Annotated in this window: 13 protein-coding genes; 3 read left to right on the top strand and 10 right to left on the bottom strand. The window is 66.3% G+C overall.

The window, feature by feature from the left end:
* The 7 genes from ACFDSW_RS00400 to ACFDSW_RS00370 all read right to left on the bottom strand — a co-directional run.
* On the bottom strand, positions 1 to 2,578 hold a 2,578-nt coding region (locus ACFDSW_RS00400), incomplete at its 3' end, for a filamentous hemagglutinin N-terminal domain-containing protein (protein WP_375248290.1).
* 23 nt (positions 2,579 to 2,601) lie between these two features.
* The gene (locus ACFDSW_RS00395; RefSeq protein ID WP_375248289.1) at positions 2,602 to 4,368 is read right to left on the bottom strand and encodes a ShlB/FhaC/HecB family hemolysin secretion/activation protein; all 1,767 of its coding nucleotides are present in this window, start codon (positions 4,366 to 4,368) and stop codon (positions 2,602 to 2,604) included.
* Positions 4,369 to 4,900: 532 nt separating this feature from the next.
* Positions 4,901 to 5,053, bottom strand: coding sequence for a hypothetical protein (locus ACFDSW_RS00390; RefSeq protein ID WP_375248288.1), 153 nt, complete (start codon positions 5,051 to 5,053; stop codon positions 4,901 to 4,903).
* A gap of 30 nt (positions 5,054 to 5,083) precedes the next feature.
* Positions 5,084 to 6,508, bottom strand: a complete 1,425-nt coding sequence (locus ACFDSW_RS00385) for an efflux transporter outer membrane subunit (RefSeq protein WP_375248287.1) — start codon at positions 6,506 to 6,508, stop codon at positions 5,084 to 5,086.
* A 16-nt stretch (positions 6,509 to 6,524) separates the two neighbouring features.
* Positions 6,525 to 7,700 carry an efflux RND transporter periplasmic adaptor subunit gene (locus ACFDSW_RS00380; protein ID WP_375248286.1) on the bottom strand — a complete coding sequence of 392 codons (1,176 nt, stop codon included), beginning with the start codon at positions 7,698 to 7,700 and terminating at the stop codon, positions 6,525 to 6,527.
* Complete coding sequence (locus ACFDSW_RS00375; protein ID WP_375248285.1) at positions 7,693 to 10,914, bottom strand: efflux RND transporter permease subunit; 3,222 nt, start codon at positions 10,912 to 10,914, stop codon at positions 7,693 to 7,695. Before ACFDSW_RS00375 ends, ACFDSW_RS00380 begins: the two co-directional genes overlap by 8 nt.
* A gap of 134 nt (positions 10,915 to 11,048) precedes the next feature.
* Positions 11,049 to 12,017, bottom strand: coding sequence for a sensor histidine kinase (locus tag ACFDSW_RS00370; protein WP_375248284.1), 969 nt, complete (start codon positions 12,015 to 12,017; stop codon positions 11,049 to 11,051).
* Here ACFDSW_RS00370 and ACFDSW_RS00365 point away from each other — a divergent pair.
* Entirely contained in the window at positions 12,006 to 12,428 is a 423-nt protein-coding gene (locus tag ACFDSW_RS00365) for a hypothetical protein (protein WP_375248283.1), read from the top strand. The genes ACFDSW_RS00370 and ACFDSW_RS00365 overlap by 12 nt on opposite strands.
* Here ACFDSW_RS00365 and ACFDSW_RS00360 read toward each other — a convergent pair.
* The 3 genes from ACFDSW_RS00360 to ACFDSW_RS00350 all read right to left on the bottom strand — a co-directional run bounded on the left by ACFDSW_RS00360 (position 12,391) and on the right by ACFDSW_RS00350 (position 14,842).
* Complete coding sequence (locus tag ACFDSW_RS00360; RefSeq protein WP_375248282.1) at positions 12,391 to 13,062, bottom strand: response regulator transcription factor; 672 nt, start codon at positions 13,060 to 13,062, stop codon at positions 12,391 to 12,393. The two genes, ACFDSW_RS00365 and ACFDSW_RS00360, sit on opposite strands and share 38 nt — an antisense overlap.
* Before the next feature lie 306 nt (positions 13,063 to 13,368).
* On the bottom strand, positions 13,369 to 13,599 hold the full coding sequence (locus tag ACFDSW_RS00355; RefSeq protein WP_375248281.1) for a hypothetical protein: 231 nt from the start codon (positions 13,597 to 13,599) through the stop codon (positions 13,369 to 13,371).
* 193 nt (positions 13,600 to 13,792) lie between these two features.
* Complete coding sequence (locus ACFDSW_RS00350) at positions 13,793 to 14,842, bottom strand: alpha/beta hydrolase (protein WP_375248280.1); 1,050 nt, start codon at positions 14,840 to 14,842, stop codon at positions 13,793 to 13,795.
* A gap of 405 nt (positions 14,843 to 15,247) precedes the next feature.
* Between ACFDSW_RS00350 and ACFDSW_RS00345 the strand changes: the two genes are divergently transcribed.
* Both ACFDSW_RS00345 and ACFDSW_RS00340 read left to right on the top strand, forming a co-directional pair.
* The gene (locus ACFDSW_RS00345; RefSeq protein WP_375248279.1) at positions 15,248 to 17,704 is read left to right on the top strand and encodes a TonB-dependent receptor; all 2,457 of its coding nucleotides are present in this window, start codon (positions 15,248 to 15,250) and stop codon (positions 17,702 to 17,704) included.
* Between the two features lie 104 nt (positions 17,705 to 17,808).
* Positions 17,809 to 19,197, top strand: coding sequence for a sulfatase (locus ACFDSW_RS00340; protein WP_375248278.1), 1,389 nt, complete (start codon positions 17,809 to 17,811; stop codon positions 19,195 to 19,197).
* The last annotated feature ends 83 nt before the right edge of the window (positions 19,198 to 19,280 follow it).

Below are 19,280 nucleotides of genomic sequence, written 5' to 3'. Positions count from 1 at the left end.
CCGCCTGCGCCACGATCGTGCCGGTCGCATTGGTATTCTGAAGCAACCCGTCGACCTGGATGGCACCGTTGAGCAGCGTCAACTGCCGCGATGCGCCGAAGGCGAAGCCGCTGCTGCTGATCGTCGTCGTCCCGGTTCCATCGAGGCGCCCGATCGTCAGATCGCGTATCCCGCTGAGCTTGGTGAAGCTGTTGGCGGGGACAATGCCGTCATTGCCGTCGAGATTGATGTTGGTCGCGGGATCATAAGGCTCGAGCACCAGGCTCGCGGTCGAGGCGTTTTGCAACGTCGCGCCGGCGAAGCTGATATTCGTTGCGCGCAGCGTCAGCGATTCGTTGCCGGTGTTGAAATTGACCGTGCTGGTGAAGTTGATGTCGCCATCGGTGCGGATGTTCGCGCCCCCCAGCATCGTCAGCGGGGTCGAGAAATTGACGTTGCCGGACAGCTCGAGCAGTCCGCTCAGCCGCTTGACGCCGCTCGACGCGCCCAGGTTGTTGCGGAAGTTGGTCGCCGCATTGACCTCGTCGCCGAACACCAGCCGGCCCGTGCCCAGCCGCACCTCGCCACCGATCTCGGCGAAATTCTCGGCCGCGCTATTGCCGAAATAGACGTACAGGTTGCCGCCGTTGGTGGTGATGTTCTTGGTCAGCTGGATGGCGCCACCACCACCGACGTCCGAGTCGCCGGAAATCCGCACATAGCCGCCGTGCGTCGTAATGTTGCCCGAGATCAGGATGCCGTCCGCGCCCAGCAGCGTGATGCTGCCGGCGCCGGGCGTGCCGTTGCCGATCGTACCGACATTATGGTCAGGCAGCGCGGTGATCGCCGGATTGTCGCCAACATCGCCGGCATCGCCTGCGATCAGGTTGAATGTACCGGTGCCGGGCGTGATGTAGGTCGAACCCGAGTCCGGCCGATCGCCAATCGTGCCATATCCGCTGCCGCCCCCGCCGCCGTTCATGTAGATGCTGCCGGTGCCCGAAACTTTCAGCGTGTTGTTGGAGTTGGAAAAACGGATCGACGCGCGTCGGTCGTTGGGTGTGCCCGACAGCGCGTTCATCGTCTCGGCGCGGAAGCTGACGTTGCGCTGCATGACGATATCGCCGTCGCCGCCATTGTTGTTCAGGTCGTTGAACGTGATGTAGCGCGTCGCCTCCAACAGCACGTTGGCGGTCTGCGCCTCCAGCGTGGCGGCGTAGACGGTCACGTCGCCGGTGCCGGATGACCAGTTGCCGCTGGTGCCGGCACCGCCTTCGATCGTGATGTTGGTCGGATCGAGCAGCAGGTCGCCCGTTCGCCCGTTCGGCGCCAGCGCATTGGCGACGCCGGCATAATAAAGCTCCTGTTTGCCGGAAACCTCGATCTGGCCGCCATCGCCGCCGTCGCGGCCACCGCGGGCGAAGATCGTGCCGGCAAACCGCGTCGACCCGTCGGACCAGGCGGTGATCGTGCCACCGTTGCCGCTCCCGACCGCATCGGCGCGCAACACGCTCGCATCATCGACGGTCAGCGACAGCGCATTGCTGATCGCGCTATCCTCGCCATGGCGCCCACCGCCGATCGAGACGGTGCCGCCCCCGGTCGCGCCGCTCGCGTCGATGGTGGCCCCCGTCAGCGCCACCGCGCCGCCCGTCACGGTGACGATCCCGCCATTGGCGAAGCTGGAACTGGCATCGATCGTGCCAGACACGTTCGTATTGCCACCGGCGGTATCGCCATCGAGGACGATCCGGCCGGCGCGCGAGACGAGCGCGGTTGCGCGTATCTCGCCGCTGTTGTTGACCACGCCCGCGGTCACCGCATCCGCACCGCGCGCGGTGAGGACGACCATGCCGCCGGCGGCGCCGATCACGCCGCGATTGCTGACGAGCGCGTCCGCAACCCCGCGCTCGACACGATAACTGACGAGGCCGTCGCCGGCGAAATCGAGCGACACGGCGTCGCCCGCGGCCAGCACGGTGCTGCCGCCCGGGCTGGTGATCGAGCCGCTGTTCGTCACCGCCGGTCCGATCAGCGCGACCACGCCGCCGCGGGCGGTGGCGATCTGCCCTTCGTTGGTGATCGCGCCTGCGCCGGTGCCCCCGGTCAGCCGCAGCCGCCGCGCCGCCGCATCCGCATCGGACAGGTTGAGCGACGAGGCGACGAGGCCACCGACATCGACCGCCGCGCCCTTGCCGAACAGGATACCGCGCGGATTGAGCAACCATATCTGGCCGTTGGCGGACAGATGGCCGAGGATCTGGCTGGCGCCGCCGCCGGTGACGCGATTGATCGCGAGGCTGGAGGCGTCGGGTTGATGGAAGACGACGCTGGCGTCGGCGCCGATGTCAAACCCCGTCCAGTTGGTGACGATCGTCGCGCTGCCCTGATGGATGTCCATCCGGTTCGCCGTCGTGGCGATCGTGCCGGTGCCCTGGACGATCGTGCCGCCGGTCGGCAGCGCGGCACTTTGTGCCCACGCCGCGCCGGGGAGCGCGAGCGTCAGCAGCGAGGCGACCACGCCGGGAAGCAGTGCCGTGCGACTGGCACCGGTCAGCAGGCGGCGGCGGGACAGAAAGCTATTGGTGATGCGCGACATGATCGATCCAGCAGAAGAGTGCGTTAAAAACGGAAGGCGGCCTGGCACCAGGCGCGCCAGTCGGACCGGTCGACGGTGCCGACCAGCAAGGCGTTCTGGGAGGAATCGCCGCCGATGCGTCGTGCCAGCGCGGTGCGCAGCGACCATTGCGAGCCGGAAGCGTTCAATCCGATGCCGGCGGCATAGAGCCCGCGACTGTCGTCGCTGGCCGCGAACCCCGGGTTGGACCAGGGGTGCCGGTCGGCCCACACACCCGCACCATCGACGAAGCCGAGCAACTGCACATTGGCGCGCAGCGGGCGGACGGCCAGCGACCGCCGCACTTCCAGTGTGCCGAGCAACCCCTGATCGCCGATCCCGTCGCCGACGGCATAGCCACGTACTCCCGATGGCCCGCCGCTGAGGAATTTCTGCGAGCTGTCGAGATTGTCGCTGGCGATCTGACCGGTCATGCTTGCGAACAGCGACCAATGCTGGTCGCGATCGAGCATCTGCTCGCGGGCGAGATGCCCGTTGGCCCTGGCGTAGGTGCCGTCGATCCGGGCGGTGAGCCGGTCGACCAGCCACTGATCGCGATTGCGCGACAGGTCGACCGTGCCGACGGTCATCGTCACGCCGGCATCGGTGATGCCGCCCGCGCCGATCGCGTCGATCAGCGTTGCCGACAGGTTCAGTGTCACGTCGTCGACGCGGCGGTCGCTGATCGACACGCCGCGCACGTCATCTTTCAGCACGAGGTGTTCGAAGGCGAGCGCTGCGTACAGGTTCGACCGGCGGCTGCGGACGATCGGATAAGCGAGTTGCGCGGACAGCGACGCCGCCGAGCCGGTCAGATCCAGCGCCCGGAATTGCGCCTGGTTCACGCGATAGTCGAGATAGCTTCCGGAAAGCGTCAGGCTAAGGCCCGACGGTGTCAGCGGCAGTGCGTACACCACATTGCCGAGCGTCGATCCCGACGTCACCCGCACCGCGCCGATCAGTTGATCGCCGATGTGCAGCGGATCGACGAGGCGAACGCCGCCGCCCACGCGTGTGCTGCCGGTGCTGGGGCTGCCATAATTGTCGACCGACAGATCGATGCCGATCAGGCTGGCCTCGTTCGCCTGGACATCGATGTGGCTGGTGCCGGCCGTGGCGCCGGGGCGCAGTGTCGCACTGGCGGTGATGCCGGGCAGGTCGTTGACCAGCAGCACGGCGCGTTCCAGAGGCGCGGATCGCAGCGGCGCGTCGCCTTCGCGTGCGGTGTCGACGATGGCGGCCAGGCGACGCGCCGGGATGCGCGTGCGCCCGGTGACGGTGACCCCGCCGCCCTGCTGTTCCAGCCGGCCGGCGACGACGGTGATGGTCAGCGCGCCGTCGGTGACATCCTGTCGCGGAAGATAGGCATAGGCCAGCGCATAGCCGCGCTGCCGCAGCGTGCGCGTGATGTCGTCGGCGATCGCCTGCAACCCTGCATGATCGAGCGTGCGGCCGATCGCCGGCTGGACCATCGCCTCCAGTCGTTCCGCCGCGATGAGGTCGCGATCGCCGGTCAGCGCGATGGTACGTATCGTCATCGAAACCGAGCCGATCGCGGTTCCCTTTGGCTTGCCCTCGATCGCCAGCGTCGGCGCGGGCTCCTCCGCCGGAGGGCGCGGCGGCCTGGGTGTCGTCCGCTGTTCGTTCAATAGGGTACCGGCGTTCGGCACCGATTGTGCGAACGCGGCGGGTGCGCATGCCAGCGCGCTCGTGGTGACGAGCAGAAACAGCGCCCCCCGCAAGGAGGACGAGCCAACGTGTTGCAGTTGCAAGATGAAATATCCAATGTCGCGGTTGCTGAGCTACTATTGTCGGCGCCGCTAAGATTGAATTAACCGGCACGCCCGGTTTGTTTACGTTCTTGGCGAGATTACCCATTTTGAGGTTTGCTGTGAGGGCAGCATGAAGTTCGTTGTTCAACGAGCCTCGCGCGCCGGATCGGTTCGAACGGCATCGGCGGAGCGAGCCTCAGAGCTGTCGCGCAGGCGCCGCAGCATCACTTGGCACAGGCGTCGCCCGCCCCGCAGACGGCGTGAGCCACGACTACAGGCGATCGGGGGGGGGGGGGCGCCGTGGCGCGATCCGCGGAACTCGGAATAGCCGCAATTTGTGGGGTAGGTTGTCACACTGGCGCGCCTGCGCCGCGCCGCCGTGTCGATCGTTTCTCGACCCGTCAGGGACTTGGTTCAGCCGCAGCGCAGAAAAAGGCGGCGATCCCGGAGGGGAAAGAAGTCCTCCAGGCGAGCGCAAGCACATACATCAGCATGCATCATGCCCGCGCCGCCTGGATCGTATGAGGGCGCGTTACTTCGGTGCGCCGAAACGCTGGCGGAACCCGGTCAGGTTGATCGTAAAGTCTTCCTGGTCATGGAACTGCGCATCCGTCAGTTTGGGTTTCTCGACCGCCTTGTACCAGGCGGCGTATCGCCGCCCCCGCAAGCGCCAGCCCGGAAACACGGCAAAAGATCGGACGAGCTTCCCTCGCCGTTATTGAGGGACGGAGGGCGCGTGCCCTCCCAGTGCGCGGGCTAGAGCGGCGTCGGCGGTAAGGCGTTGGGTCTGCAATGCCAGCGCGTCTTGTTGGTCGCGAAGAAGGCTTTGCTGGGCGGTCGCCACGTCGAGATAGGTCGCGGCACCTTTGATGTAGCGATCCAGCGCGATCTGGCTGGTGCTGGTGGCGGATGCGACAGCCTGGTCCTGCGCGACCTTGGCTTCGTCGAGATGACGGAGCGTGGCGAGGGAATCTTCGACGTCCTGGAATGCCGCCAGGGCGCGGGCGCGATAGTCGGCGGAGGCGGCATCCCAGTCCGCACGCGCCGCGGCGACATCGGCGCGGCGTTTGCCGCCATCGAACAGGTTGAGGATCGCACCCGGTCCGATGGCCCAGAAGATGTTGGGGGCAGCGATCAACCTTGCCAGTGCGGTGCTCTGAAACCCGCCGCTGCCACCCAGAGTGATATGCGGAAAGAAGGCGGCCCTGGCGACGCCGATCCGCGCATTGGCCGCCGCCATGCGACGCTCCGCCGCCGCGACATCGGGGCGTCTGGCGAGCAATGTCGAGGGAACGCCGACCGGAATGACCGGCAGGGTGAGCGGCGTATCGCGGCGCGGGATCGAGAAGACGGAGGCGGGCTGCCCGACCAAGGTGGCGATCGCATGTTCGGTCACGGCGCGATCCGCCTGCAACGCAGCATATTGCGCGCGCGCCTCGCCCAGCAGCGCCCCGGCCCGGCCGACATCCATGCCCGTCGCGATGCCGCCGCGAAAGCGGTTGCGGGTCAGGCTGTCGGCCTTGGCGAAGGCGTCAATCGTTTGGTCGAGAAGCGCAAGCTGCAGGTCCTGCCCCCGCAAGCGCACGAAGTCGGTGGCCAACTGCCCCTGCAAGGCGAGCTTGACGGCCGCCAGATCGTCGCGGCTCGCTTCGGCGAGAGCATGGCCGGAGGCAACGGAATTGCGCACACGCCCCCACAGGTCGGCTTCATACGATATGTCGCCCCCCAGCGTGGCGGCGGTGTATAGATCCGGCTGGGTGCTACCGCGCAGGGGACGCTCGCTCGACTGCCTGTTGCGAAAGAGGCTTGGCGTCAGCTCCGCATGCGGGAACAGTCCCGAACGTGCGCCTGCCAGGGAGGCGCGGGCCATGTCATAGCGTGCCAACGCGCCCGCAAGTGTCGGATTGTCGCTATCGATCCGCGCCTCCAATTGGTCGAGCAGCGGATCGCCGAAGCCGATCCACCAGGCAGCGGGCACGGCGGTGGTCGCTGCATCGACCGGCTTCCATACCGGGTCCCCGACGGTCGGCATCTCCTTGAACGCGATGGGGGCGGGCATGACCGGCGGATGATAGGCGGGGGCCATCGAGCATCCGCCCACCAGCGGCAGCATGGCCCCCGCGAGCCCGCGGGATGCCATCAGGCGGGAGAGGGGCTTAGCCATGACTATGCTGCCCCACGCGGACCAGCTCGCCCTGCGCCAGCGAGTCCGGCGGGTTGTCGACGATCTGCGCACCGGGTTTGATGCCCGACAGGATCTGCACGGTCGGGCCGTCGTCCTGCCCGATATGGACCTGATGCATCACGATATGCCCGCGTGGATCGACCGTGGCGACCTGAGCCCCGCCCGCGCCGAACAGGATGGCGCTGGATGGCACCACCGCCGCGTTTGCTTGTCCGGACAGATCGAAGCGTGTCTGTGCGTAGCCGCCGGGCTTCAACAGGCCATCGGGATTGTCGGCGAGCAACTGGACACGGAACGCACCGGATTGCGGATCGACGGCGCTCGACAGGCCCGCGACCGTGGCGGTGAACTGACGGCCCGGAAAGGCGGGGACGGTCAGCGTCGCGGTCATGCCTGGCTTGATCGTGGCCGACAGCGATTGCGGCACGTTGACATAGAGGCGGATGCGGTGGGTGTCGGCGACGCCGAACATCGGCGCCTGAGCCGCCGCACCGGGGCCGACGAGATCGCCGACTTCCGCACTGCGCGCGGTCACGACCCCGGCAAAGGGCGCGCGGACGACGGCATAGCGTTTCATCGCCTCCAGCCGCGACAGCGCGGCGCGCGCCTCGGCGACACCAGCCATCTTGACGGCGAGGTCGCCGTTTTTCTCATCGACTTCCTGTTTGGACACCGACGAGCTGGTCAGCAGGTCGCTCCAGCGTGCCGCCGTACTGCGTGCCAGCTTCTCATGCGCGACGGCACTGGCAAGCGCGGCACGCGCCTGGCCGATCTGCTGGTCGAGTTCCGGTGTGTCGATGACGCCCAGCGCTTGCCCGGCCGCGACATGGGCGCCGATGTCCTGCGACCAGCTGCGGACATAGCCGCTGACGCGGGGGAACAACCGTGCGGCTTCCCACGCCTCCAGCGTGGCGGGCAGCTCGAGCGCTTCGCTCGCCGCGCCGCCCTTGACGGGGACGAGGTGGACGGTCGGAATGGCGTTGGCCGTAGACCAATTGGCCGCCGCCGCGACGTCATGGCTGCGGATCATGGTGCCCACGCCGATGGTGCCGATCGCCAGCACGACGGCGGCGATGCCCGCGATCTTCAGGCCCTTGGGCGCGGGCGTGTCGGCCGACACAGCGGGGGCCGGGGCGGCGTCATGCATGGATGGCTTCTCCGATGGGCATAGGGGGAGTGGGCGTGGTCGCCTTCTGGCGGCGGTGCGCGATGGCGAAGACGACGGGAACGAAGACCAGCGTGGCAAGCGTGGCGCAGAGCAGGCCGCCGATGACGGCCCGGCCGAGCGGCGCATTCTGCTCGCCGCCTTCGCCCAGACCGAGTGCCATCGGCGCCATGCCGATCATCATCGACAGGGCGGTCATCAGCACCGGGCGGAAGCGGGTGGCTCCGGCCTCCATGGCGGCCTGGATCGCATCACCGCAGGCCGCCAGCCGCTCCCGGGCGAAGCTGACCACCAGCACGCTGTTCGCGGTCGCCACGCCCATGCACATGATGGCCCCGGTGAGGGCGGGTACACTGAGCGGCGTGTAGGTCGCGAACAGCATCCACACGATCCCGGCGAGCGCGGCGGGCAGGGCGGACACGATCACCAGCGGATCGATCCAGCTCTGGAAGTTCACGACGATCAACAGATAGATCAGGATGACCGCGCCCGCGAGGCCGAGGATCAGGCCGGTGAAGGCGGTGTTCATCGTCTCCACCTGTCCGCGCATCGCCACGCTCGCGCCCTTGGGCAACTGGCTTTTGGTCTGGGCCAGTAGCCGGTCGATATCGGCGGCGACCGCACCGAGATCGCGACCCTGTGGCGTCGCATAGACGTCGAACACCGGCTGCACCGCATAATGCGAGACCAGCGCGGGGCTGGGTTCGCGGTGCAGCGTGCCGAGCGCCTGAAGCGTCTGGAAGCTGCCGGACGCGGTGCCGGTAATTGGCAGATTGTCGAGCTGCTCGATGGTGCTGGCGCGATATTGCGGTGACTGCACCACGATCGGATAGGACACGCCATTCTTGGGGTTGAGCCAGAAGGTCGGTGCGACTTGCGAGCTGCCGGCCAGATTGACCGACAGGCTGCGGGTCACGTCGTTTTCGGTGATGCCCAGGCGGCTGGCCTGCGCGCGATCCACAGTGACCGCATATTCGGGATAATTGGATGCCTGTTGCAGGCGGACATCCGCCAATCCGGGGATTTTCGACAGCCTGGCGACGAGCATCCGGGCGTAAGCCTCGTTGCCCCTGGTGTCGGACCCGGCAACCTGTACGTCGATCGGCGCGGGCGAACCGAAGTTCAGGATCTGGCTGACGATGTCGGCGGGCAGGAACGCAAAGGACGAGCCGGGAAAATCCTGCGGCAATTGTTCGCGTAGCGTCTTGACGAAGCCGGCGGTCGGGTGGTGTCCTTCCTTCAGCGTGACCAGGATGTCGCCGTCCTGCGGACCCACGCCACCGGTGTTGGAATAGGCGCGATTGATGCCGCTGACCGGCAGGCCGATATTGTCGACGATGGTGTCGAGCTGGTCGGCGGGAATGACCTGACGGATGCGGTTCTCGATATGATCGAACAGCGCCGCCGTCTCCTCGATCCGGGTGCCGACGGGCGCGCGGACGTGGAGGCTGATCTGTCCGGCGTCGACTGCCGGGAAGAAGTTGCGGCCCAGCATCGGCACTAGCCCAAACGACACCAGCACCACGATCATGAAGGCGATAACGAACGGCCGGCGCCGGGCGAGCGCGAAGGCCAGGAGGCCGGTGTAATAGCTGCGGACCGCCTCGAACCGGCGTTCGAAGCCATGCTGAAACCGGCGCAGCGGATTGCGGCTCTCCGGGCGTCCGGCCTGCGCGTCATGCGCCGCCATCACTTCGGCGGTGTGCTGCCCGGCGTGATCACGCAACAGGTAATTCCCGATGGTCGGCACCAACGTGCGTGACAGGATGAACGAGGCGATCATCGCGAACACCACCGCCATCGCCATGGGTGCGAACAGGAAGCCCGCGACACCCGGCAGGAAGAACATTGGTACGAAAGCGATGCAGATGCATAGCAGCGAGACGAAGGCGGGGCCGACGATTTGCCGTGCCCCGTCCATGATCGCCTCGCGCACCGATTTGCCCTGTTCCAGATGCCAGTTGATGTTCTCGATGGTGACGGTCGCGTCGTCGACCAGGATACCGACCGCCAGCGCCAGCCCGCCCAGCGTCATGATGTTGAGCGTCTGCCCGGCCAGCGCCAGCCCGGCGATGGCGGCGAGAATGGCGAGCGGGATCGAGGCGGCGATGATGATCGTGGAGCGCCACGAACCCAGGAACAGCAGGATCATCAGACTGGTCAGCGCGGCGGCGATCGCGCCTTCGCGCATCACCCCGGATACCGCCGCCTTCACGAATACTGACTGGTCGGACAGCGGCTTGACGCTCAGCCCCGGCGGTAACGTCGCCTCCAGCCCGGGCATCAGCGCCTTGACCTGATCGACGATGGCGATCGTCGAGGCCGAACCGCTCTTCAGCACGGTCATCAGGACCGAGCGGGCACCGTCCACCCGCACCTCGTTGCGCTGCGGCGGCGATCCGTCGCGGACATGCGCGACGTCGCGTATCAGTACCGTCGTCCCGCCGATCGTCTTGATCGGCAGGTCGTTCAGTTCATCGATCGCGTTGGGGCTGTTGTTCAGGCGCAGGTTATATTCATACTGGCCGATCTTCGCGGTCCCGGCGGGCACGATCTGGTTCTGCTGCGCCAGCGCGTTCGCGACGTCGGTCGCCGACAGGCGATGGGCCTGGAGCGCGGCGGGGTCCAGGTCGATCTGGATCTGGCGTTCCTTGCCGCCATAGGGCGAGGGGATCGCCGCGCCCTGCACCGACGCCAGCGCGGGGCGGATCATGTTCTGACCCAGGTCGTAGATCTTCTGTTCGGACAGCCCCCTGCCGGAAAGCGCGAGCTGAAGGATCGGCACGGTCGAGGCATTGTAGTTCAGGATCAGCGGTGGCGTAATGCCCGGTGGCATCTGCTTCAGCACGGTCTGTGATGCGGACGTCACCTGCGCGGTGGCGGTGCGGATATCGACGCCGGGGCGGAAGAAGATCTTCACGATGCCGACGCCCGACAGCGACTGGCTTTCGATATGGTCGATGTCGCCGACCGTCGAGGACAGCGAGCGCTCGTAATAATAGATGACGCGCCCCGACATGTCGCGCGGCGGCAGGCCGCGATAGGTCCATACGGCGGCGATGACGGGAATGCGGATGTCGGGGAAGATGTCGGTCGGCGTTTCAACCGCCGCGATCCCGCCCCCCAGCACGATCAGGATCGCGAGCACGACGAAGGTGTAGGGTTTGCTGAGGGCGAGCTTGACGAGCTGAAGCATGGGCGTCCCGGTGACCGTCAGGGATGGGCGGTGTCGGCGACGGCGCGGGGATCAACGGGGGGTGGGGAACCCGCAGCGCGTCGCCGACGGCGGCTCATCGCGCCATTTGCGGGCACAGGCGAATTAAATGAATTTCACTCTCGCTGCGGCAACGAAATTCGCACGCACAGGCCCGGCGCGGCATCCGACAGGTCCAGGCGAAAGCCGTGCAGATGCAGGATCGCCACGACCAGGCTGAGGCCCAGGCCGCTGCCCGCTATGCCTTGCGCCCCCTGTCCCCGGTGAAACCGGCGCAATACCGCATCGCGTTCGTCGGCTGCGATGCCGGGGCCGTCGTCACGAACCTCAATCGCTCGACCGCCTGCGTCTTCGATCATGGCCATCGAAACCCGACCACCGGGCTTTCCAAACTTGATCGCATTGTCGAGCAGGTTGCTCAGTGCCTCGAACAACAGCTTGTCATCGCCTTCCACCGGGCATCGTCGGGTGGCGACCGACAAGGTGATGTCGCGATCCTCGGCCAGCGGTTCGTAGAGGTCGGCGACCTGGGTGATTAGAATGCCCAGGTCGATCGTGCGGAACCCGGCGCGGCGGCGCCCCGCTTCCAACTCGGAGATGCGCAGCAGGGCGGCGAACCGCTCGAGCACCAAATCCAAATCGCCCGTCGCCTGTCGTATCCCCGCCGTCACATCGGCCGCGTCATGGGGGTGGTGGCGCAAGGCGTTCAGGGTCGCCCGCACGCGGGTGAGGGGGGTGCGCAGATCATGGGCGATGCCATCGGTCGCGCCCTTTACCTGGGCGACGACGCGGCCGACCTCCTCGACCGTCGCGTTGACCGTCGTCGCGAACTGATCCAGCTCGTCATGTCGCCCGGCGATCGGCATTCGAACGGAAAAATCGCCCGCTGCGATCTCCCGGCTGGCCCGCTGCAGGGCGCGCACCCGGCGGAGCGGCGCCCGGCTGAACCAGATGGCCGCCGTCGCGACGCAAAGCAGGGTCAGCAGGCCGCTGACGATCAGGGTTTCCAGGATGGTATGGCGCAGGTCGCGCAGCAGGCTGATGTCGCGCCCGACCAGCAGTGTCTCGCCATCGTGGGTGCGCAACGCGATCAGGCGGAAGGGGCCACGCGATCCGTTTTCGATGTCGATCGGGTGGCCGGGGGTAAGAGCGCCCGACAGGCGGACATTGCCGACGACCAGGGTGCCGTCGGCGGCGATCAGGGACAGATAGTTGAAACCGGCCTGATCGCGCTGCAGTTCGGATCGCACGCGGTCGGGCAATTCGTCCGCCGGCACCTGCAGCAGGCTTTGCGCGGCGGCGTGCAGGATGCGGTCGCTGCGCGCCGTCAAGTCACGGGCGGTGGCGGCATAGACAACGCCCAGCATCGCGATCAGTCCGACGACGAACACCGCCCCGAGCATGACCGAGAGGCGGAACGTGCTGATCCCGATGATGTCGCGCCAGCGCAGCGGCTCGTCAGCCCTCGAAAAGATATCCCTCTCCCTTCACCGTAAGGATCGGAGACGGTCGGTCTGTTCGATGGATTTTCTTGCGCAGCCGGGCGATATGGACGCTGATAAGGTTGGCGCCCGGATCGAAATAATATCCCCAAACCCGCTCGAAGATAATCCGCCGGGTCATCACCTCGCCCTGGTTGCGCATCAGGAATTCGAGCAGCCGGAATTCCATGTGGAGCAGCCGGACCGGTTCGCCATCCACCCTGACCGTGCGCCGGACCAGATCGCATTCGATCCCGCCGCCGCGGATTACCACGGCCTCGGCCTGCTCGCGCCGCCGGAGCAGCACTTCGACCCGCATCGCCATTTCGGTGAAATCGAACGGCTTGGTCAGATAATCGTCGCCGCCGGCCCGCAGACCCGCGATCCGCTCATCGACATCGCTCAATGCGCTCAGCATCAGCACCGGGATGGCGATATGCCGTTCCCGCAGACGCGCGACCAGGGTCAGGCCGTCCAGTCCGGGCAGCATCCGGTCCAGCGTGATCGCATCGAAAGCCTCACGGGTGGCGAGGTCCAGCCCGCTATCGCCGTCTGCGGCGCGGCTGGCGACATGGCCGTGCCGCTCCAATTCGGCCATGATGGCCGCAGCGGTGGCGTCGTCGTCCTCGATCACCAGAATATCTGCCATGCGTCGCGGCATAACCGTACACCCTGATCGCGGCCAAGGCGCATCGCCGCAGGTGAAATTCATTTAATTCGGCAGGCACGGCCTTTGGCGCGAGAGGGGGTATCTCACAGACCTGGTTTAGAGGCTTCAAATGCGCTGCCGCCGCTTCTGGACGATCGTGCTTCCGCTTGGTTTGATCGCCGCCCCTGCGCTAGCCGGGCAGAACAAGAGCGATGCGGGCAACGACTGTTTCGACGTCGCGGCGCCCATGGCCGACGCGACGCCCTGCTATGAACCCGGCCGTCACGCCTACCTCCATCATACGCATCACGGTCGCAACGCGCCCAAGATGGCCTCGGAAAAAGTTGGCGTGGGCAGTGACGATAGACGAGGAAGCCTGGTGAACAGCTTGCGGAAAGAATGACGACCACATCGCGCAATCCCACCTAGAACGCCGACCCGGAATTCGAGCGTCGCGATCGGGAAGCGCTCAACTCCTTTTTCGAGAAGGCTTTTTGAGCGGCTGCCGGTTTCGAGCAGCCCGAAAATCCGTGCCATCGCCGATGTGTTGACGACCGATCCTTCAGATCGCGCCACCAAGGCGGAAGGGGCGACGGGGGTGGTTATGAGCGATTGGGCTCGCGATCCGTGTCAGCAGGGCCCAGCCGTAGGCCTTGGCGTTCATCGCGGTGCCGTTCGGCCAGGTCATCGAGAGCGCCGACCGGCGGATATCCTTCTCGCCGGGCAAGGCCTAGGGCGTACCGCCCATCGGATGGCGACCGAGATGCGCGTCGAAGAAGCGTGCGATCGTTGCGAACGCTTCGTCGGATTCGGGCATGTCCGGCCACATGAAGAAGGCGTGGGGCAGGCCATCGAACAACTGCAATTCGCTTGCCACTCCGGCGGCGGCGAGCCGGCGGTGTGCGAGCGTCAGCGCACTGACCGCGAAATCGCGTCCGCCCGCCAACAGCAGCGTCGGTGGCATCGCCTTGACCTGCGCGTCCGAGGACAGCGGATAGGCGAGCGGATCGGTCGCCGGCACGCCATTCATGTAGCTTGCCGGCAATGTGGCGGGCAGCGCGGGTATCGCCGGCGGCGCATTGCCGGCCAGCGCGGGGGCGAGATAGGGACTATCGCCGCTATAGGCTGCCCCGGTGCCGCAAAAGGTGCCGATCGCGCCCGGGCGGGGCAGGCCTTTGCTGGCGATCCACGCCACCGACTGCGCCGTGATGATGCCGCCGGCGGAGCAGCCATAGATCCCGATATTCTCCGGTCTGTATCGCTTGAGAAGTTCTCGATAGACGGCGGTGACGTCCTCGGACGCGGCGGGGTAACGATGCTCCGGGGCGAGGCGATAATCCACCGTCACGACGCGGATGCGCATCGTCGCGGCGATTGGGATCGCTTCGACCAGCGCGCCGCTGCCGGAGCCCCACATGAACGCGCCGCCATGAACATTGATGAGCACCCGGCCCGCATTGGCCGGCAAGACGCCGTTCTCCGGTTCGACGCTGTCGACCCCGACGCCGCCGATCGTGGCGTGACGGATCTTCGTGCGGAAATGCCGGCGCATCTCGGCCAGGCGATCGTCGTTCCATTTGTCGTAGAAGGCGCGCTGTTTCGCGACGTCTCCCTTGATCGAATCGGGTGCGGACGCCTGATCCATGCGCGTCAGCACTTCACGCGCGGCCTCGCTCAACTGGTTGGAGGGCGGCAGCGTGAAGCCCGGCACCTGCTTGACCGGGCCCTGCGCGACCGCCGGTGTGGCGAGCAGGGCGAGCGGGATCAGCCAACGTGTCATAAAGTGATCTCCGGGTGCCGGCGCGGGAACCGCGCCATGGTTGTGAAGGCGGCGTTGCTCTCGGGTACCTCGATATAGCTCCGACAGGCATGCGTCAGGACCGGAGCGATCCCGAGTGCGGGGCAGGTCGCGGCGAAGCGGGTCCATGACGATGAGGTGGCATTGATCACCCGCTCCGGCTTTCATGAGGTGTTCGATCCGACGCCTGGTGGGCCAAGCGGCGGGGCCGCGTTTCCTTGGACGGCGGCAATCTGGCTGATGTGGGCAAGCGATGCAAATCCGTAACACTCGGAAACAACTTGCGCGCCACGTGCGAAATTCCGTTGAGGATTGGCAAATTCGGTCACAAACGAATTGTCAATGAAGCGCTTCCGAATCTACCGGAACGTCGTGGGGAGGACATTCGTGAACACTATTCCGAAGCATGCCCGCTTGCTTATCACCGCCGCACCGATGGCGCTGATGATCGCTGGTCCGGCGCAGGCGCAAACGGGCCCGGTCGAAGCGCCGGTCGCCACGACCAGCGCCGCGCAACGCGCCCAGCCTGATGCCGGCATCGTCGATGCGGATGCGCAGGCGGGTGAGGATATCATCGTCGTCGGCACCGCTGGCGGCGGTACGCGGCGGCAGGATGCGGCGTTCGCCGTCACCACGCTCAGCAACGACGCGATCGAACGCGCCGCGCCGAATAGCACCGCAGACCTGCTGCGCACCGTGCCGGGCGTCATGGCGGAAAGCTCGGGTGGGCAGAACGGCGCGAACATCTTCGTGCGCGGCTACCCCTCGGGTGGCGACGCGCAATTCGTCACCTTCCAGCTGGGCGGCGTCCCGATCTTCCCGCCTTCGACGCTGTCGTTCCTCGAGAATTCGCAGTTGATCCGCCTCGATGAGACGGTGCAGCGGGTAGAGGCGGTGCGCGGGGGGACGGGTTCGCTGTTCTCCAACGGCCAGCCCGGTCTGACGGTCAACGTCGTCCCCCGCATCGGCGGTGACACGTTCAAGGGCTTCGCGAAATTCTCGTATACCGATTATGACGAGGTTCGCGGCGATGCCTGGGTTTCGGGGCCGCTCGGCGGCAACACCAGCTTCATGGTTGGCGGCTATTACGCGCAGGGCAACGGCATCCGCGATCCACGTTATCGCGCCGAAAAGGGCGGGCAGATCACCGCCAACATCCATCACGATTTCGACGACAACAAGGGTTCGGTCGAGATCTATGCCCGCTATCTGAACGATCACGGCCAGTGGCTGCTGCCGATCCCGATCGTGCAGAACGGCAGTTCGATCACCGCATATCCCGGCTTCGATGCCGGTACGGGGACGCTCGCAGGGCCGGAAACGCGGGTGACGACCAATCTCGTCGGCCGCCGGGTCGACCTTGCCGAAGGTCGCGGTGCCGACGTCATCAACACGGGCATAACCTTCGATTACGAAGTCGCCAGCGGGCTGCGCGTACGCGAGCGGTTGAGCTACCTGGGCGGCAGCGCCGATACCGTCGGGCTGGTACCTGCCGACGCACCGACCGCGGCGTCGACCCTGGCGGTAACGCTGGGTGGCGCGGGATCGACCGTCACTGGCCTTACCTACACCAACGGCGGCGGCGCGGTGGCGACCGGCGCAAGCACGCCGCTGATGCGCGCGGGCATCTGGGAGGTGCGCAAAAAGATCTCCTCGTTCGTCAGCGACAGCGCGCTCGAATGGACCGCCGGATCCAACAAACTGACCGGCGGCTTCTATTATGCCAATTATACGACGCGCGATAACTGGTCGCTCGGCAACCAGATCCTGCTGACCGCCACACCGAATGCGCGTGTGGTCGATATGACGCTGAACGGTAGTCGCGCCGCGACGCTGCGCGGCTTCACCGGCGGCCCGACCTTCCTCGTCAACGCTGGTTACGAGGGCAACGACTATGCGCTCTACGCCGTCGACGAACTGCAGATCACGCCGGAACTGCGCATTGACGGAGGCCTCCGCTGGCAGCGGCATGAGGTTAGTGGCACGATCCGCACGCCAGCCGCGGGTACGGTCAACCTCGATGGCAACCCCAACACGCTATATGACAATGCCATCGCGGTGATCGGTGGATCGCGACAGATAGACTATGGCGACTCGAAGTGGTCGTGGACTGCCGGTGTGAACTATGACTTCACGCGGGCGGTGGGCGTGTTCGCTCGCTACAGTCGCGGTAACAGCTTCCCCGCGTTCGACAATCTGCGCGAAGGGCTGACGATCGTCGCACAGGTCGATACGTACGAGGGCGGGCTCAAGGTTTCCCTGCCGTGGGTCAGCCTGTACGCCACCGGCTTCCACAACACGTTTGATGGGTTGGCGACGACGCAGATCATCAACAACGTCCCCTCCAGCGCGACCGGCGGCGCGAAAGCGACCGGCGTCGAGCTGGAAGGCACGCTGCGCCCGTTCCGCGGGTTCAGCCTGAACGCGTCGGGCACGTACCTCGACGCGACCTACCGGGGCTTCTTCACCAACGGTGGCCTGATCGACAATACGGGCAACCGCGTCCAGCGGCAGCCGCGGTGGGGTTGGCGCGTGACACCGGCGTATGAGGTGCCGATTGGATCGGTGCGTCCCGCGCTGTTCGCCACGTTGCAATATACCGGCGACCGCTTCTCCGATCCGGAGAACAACCAGCTGCTGCCGCACTTCTACCAGCTCGACGCGGGCGTGTCGGTGGACGTCTTCGACCACGTCCGTCTTCAGGTCACCGGCAACAATCTGACCAACGAGATCGGGCTGACCGAGGGCAATCCTCGTATCATCGGCTCGCAGGGGACCGGACCGATCCTCGCTCGACCGATCCTGGGACGCTCGTTCCGGTTCAGCGCCGCGGTGAGCTTCTAGAACGGCGTCACCCTCCGGATCGCCGATGTCGTCCCGAACCCTGATCCGGAGGGTCCTTATCCGGCGATGGCAGCATGGCGCTGCCGTTGCCCAGGAGTGATATCATGGTCGATCGACGCGGCGTCCTGAAGGGCATCATGGGCACCGCCGCGTTGTCGACGGCCCCGGCGGTCGCAGCGGATGCACCGCCGGGCCGGCGGCGCAACGTCCTGCTGCTGATCTCGGACGATCAGGGGCTCGACGCGGGCTGCTACGGCGTGCCGATCAAGACGCCGCGGATCGACCGGCTGGCGCGCGAGGGGACGCGGTTCACGCAGGGCTATGCCGCGGTCTCTTCATGCAGCCCCAGTCGCGCGGTCATCAACACGGGCCTCTACACGCATCAGAACGGCATGTACGGCCTCCAGCACGACGTGCATCACCAGTCGCTGCTCAACGGGATCGAGACGCTGCCCGCGATGCTGCGCCGCGCCGGTTACGCCACTGCGCTCGTCGGCAAGAAGCATGTCGGCCCCGACGCAGCCTTCCCCTACGAAGAGGAACTGGTGCCCGAACGATCGGGTATCCGCGACGTGCGCGAGCTGGCGATCGCCGCTGCAAGCTTCATTCGGTCGCACGACGACCGGCCGTTCTTCGTCACGATCGGCTATAGCGATCCGCACCGCGCGCCGGTGACCTATGGCAACGATCGGGTCTGGCCCGGAGTGAAGCCGACGCAGTACGATCCGCGCCGCGTGCCGATCCCGTCGCATCTGCCGGATCTGCCCGCAATTCGCGGCGATCTGGCGCAATATTATGAATCGCTCAGCCGGCTGGATGCGGGCGTCGGCATGCTGCTCGATGACCTGGCGGCGATGGGCAGGGCCGACGATACGCTCGTCCTCTTCCTCAGCGACAATGGGCGGCCCTTTCCCGGCGCCAAGACCAACCTGTACGATCCCGGGTTGCACCTGCCGCTCATCGTCCGCGCGCCGGGCGTCGCGCCGGCAGTCAACGATGCCATGGTGAGCTGGGTCGACATCGCACCGACGATCCTCGACTGGACCGGGGTCGCGGCCCCGGTGGCGCCGCCGATGTCGGGGCGTTCGCTCATGTCTATCCTCGGAGGGGGCGGCGATCCGGCGCGCGACGCCGTTTTCGCCAGCCACGATTTCCACGAGATCAATCAATATTATCCGATGCGTGCGATCCGCACCCGGACGCACAATTATATCCTCAACCTGGCGCATCCGCTCGACTATCCGATCGCCAGCGATGTCGCAGGGTCGCCGAGTTGGCGGGCCATCGCCGCCGATCCCTCGATCCGCCTCGGGCAGCGCACCCAGACGGCCTATCGGCACCGTCCAGCCGAGGAACTCTACGACCTCACCCGCGATCCCGGCGAATGCGTCAACCTTGCGGGTGCGCCCGAACTTGCCGCGGTAAAGGCACAGCTCGCGGAACGACTTCAGGCGATGCGCCGCGCCACGAATGATCCGTGGCTCGAGGCCTGAACTTTCATACCAGGTCCTGTTCTTCGCCTCCTTCCCCGTGGCGTCGGTCGCACGTGCAAGGGTCGGTACGGTCGTTCACTTGG

This window comes from Sphingomonas sp. (genome assembly GCF_042091075.1).
GTDB lineage: Bacteria > Pseudomonadota > Alphaproteobacteria > Sphingomonadales > Sphingomonadaceae > Sphingomonas.
Note: the sequence above shows the minus strand (reverse complement) of the source record. Positions and strands in the feature narration are given on the sequence as shown.

What these genes read in the sequence shown, in the direction of transcription:
- ACFDSW_RS00380 (WP_375248286.1), bottom strand. Translation starts at nt 7,700, where the DNA reads ATGCATGACGCCGCCCCGGCCCCCGCTGTGTCGGCCGACACGCCCGCG.
- ACFDSW_RS00360 (WP_375248282.1), bottom strand. Translation starts at nt 13,062, where the DNA reads ATGGCAGATATTCTGGTGATCGAGGACGACGACGCCACCGCTGCGGCC.
- ACFDSW_RS00340 (WP_375248278.1), top strand. Translation starts at nt 17,809, where the DNA reads ATGGTCGATCGACGCGGCGTCCTGAAGGGCATCATGGGCACCGCCGCG.
- ACFDSW_RS00385 (WP_375248287.1), bottom strand. Translation starts at nt 6,508, where the DNA reads ATGGCATCCCGCGGGCTCGCGGGGGCCATGCTGCCGCTGGTGGGCGGA.
- ACFDSW_RS00375 (WP_375248285.1), bottom strand. Translation starts at nt 10,914, where the DNA reads ATGCTTCAGCTCGTCAAGCTCGCCCTCAGCAAACCCTACACCTTCGTC.
- ACFDSW_RS00355 (WP_375248281.1), bottom strand. Translation starts at nt 13,599, where the DNA reads ATGGCACGGATTTTCGGGCTGCTCGAAACCGGCAGCCGCTCAAAAAGC.
- ACFDSW_RS00350 (WP_375248280.1), bottom strand. Translation starts at nt 14,842, where the DNA reads ATGACACGTTGGCTGATCCCGCTCGCCCTGCTCGCCACACCGGCGGTC.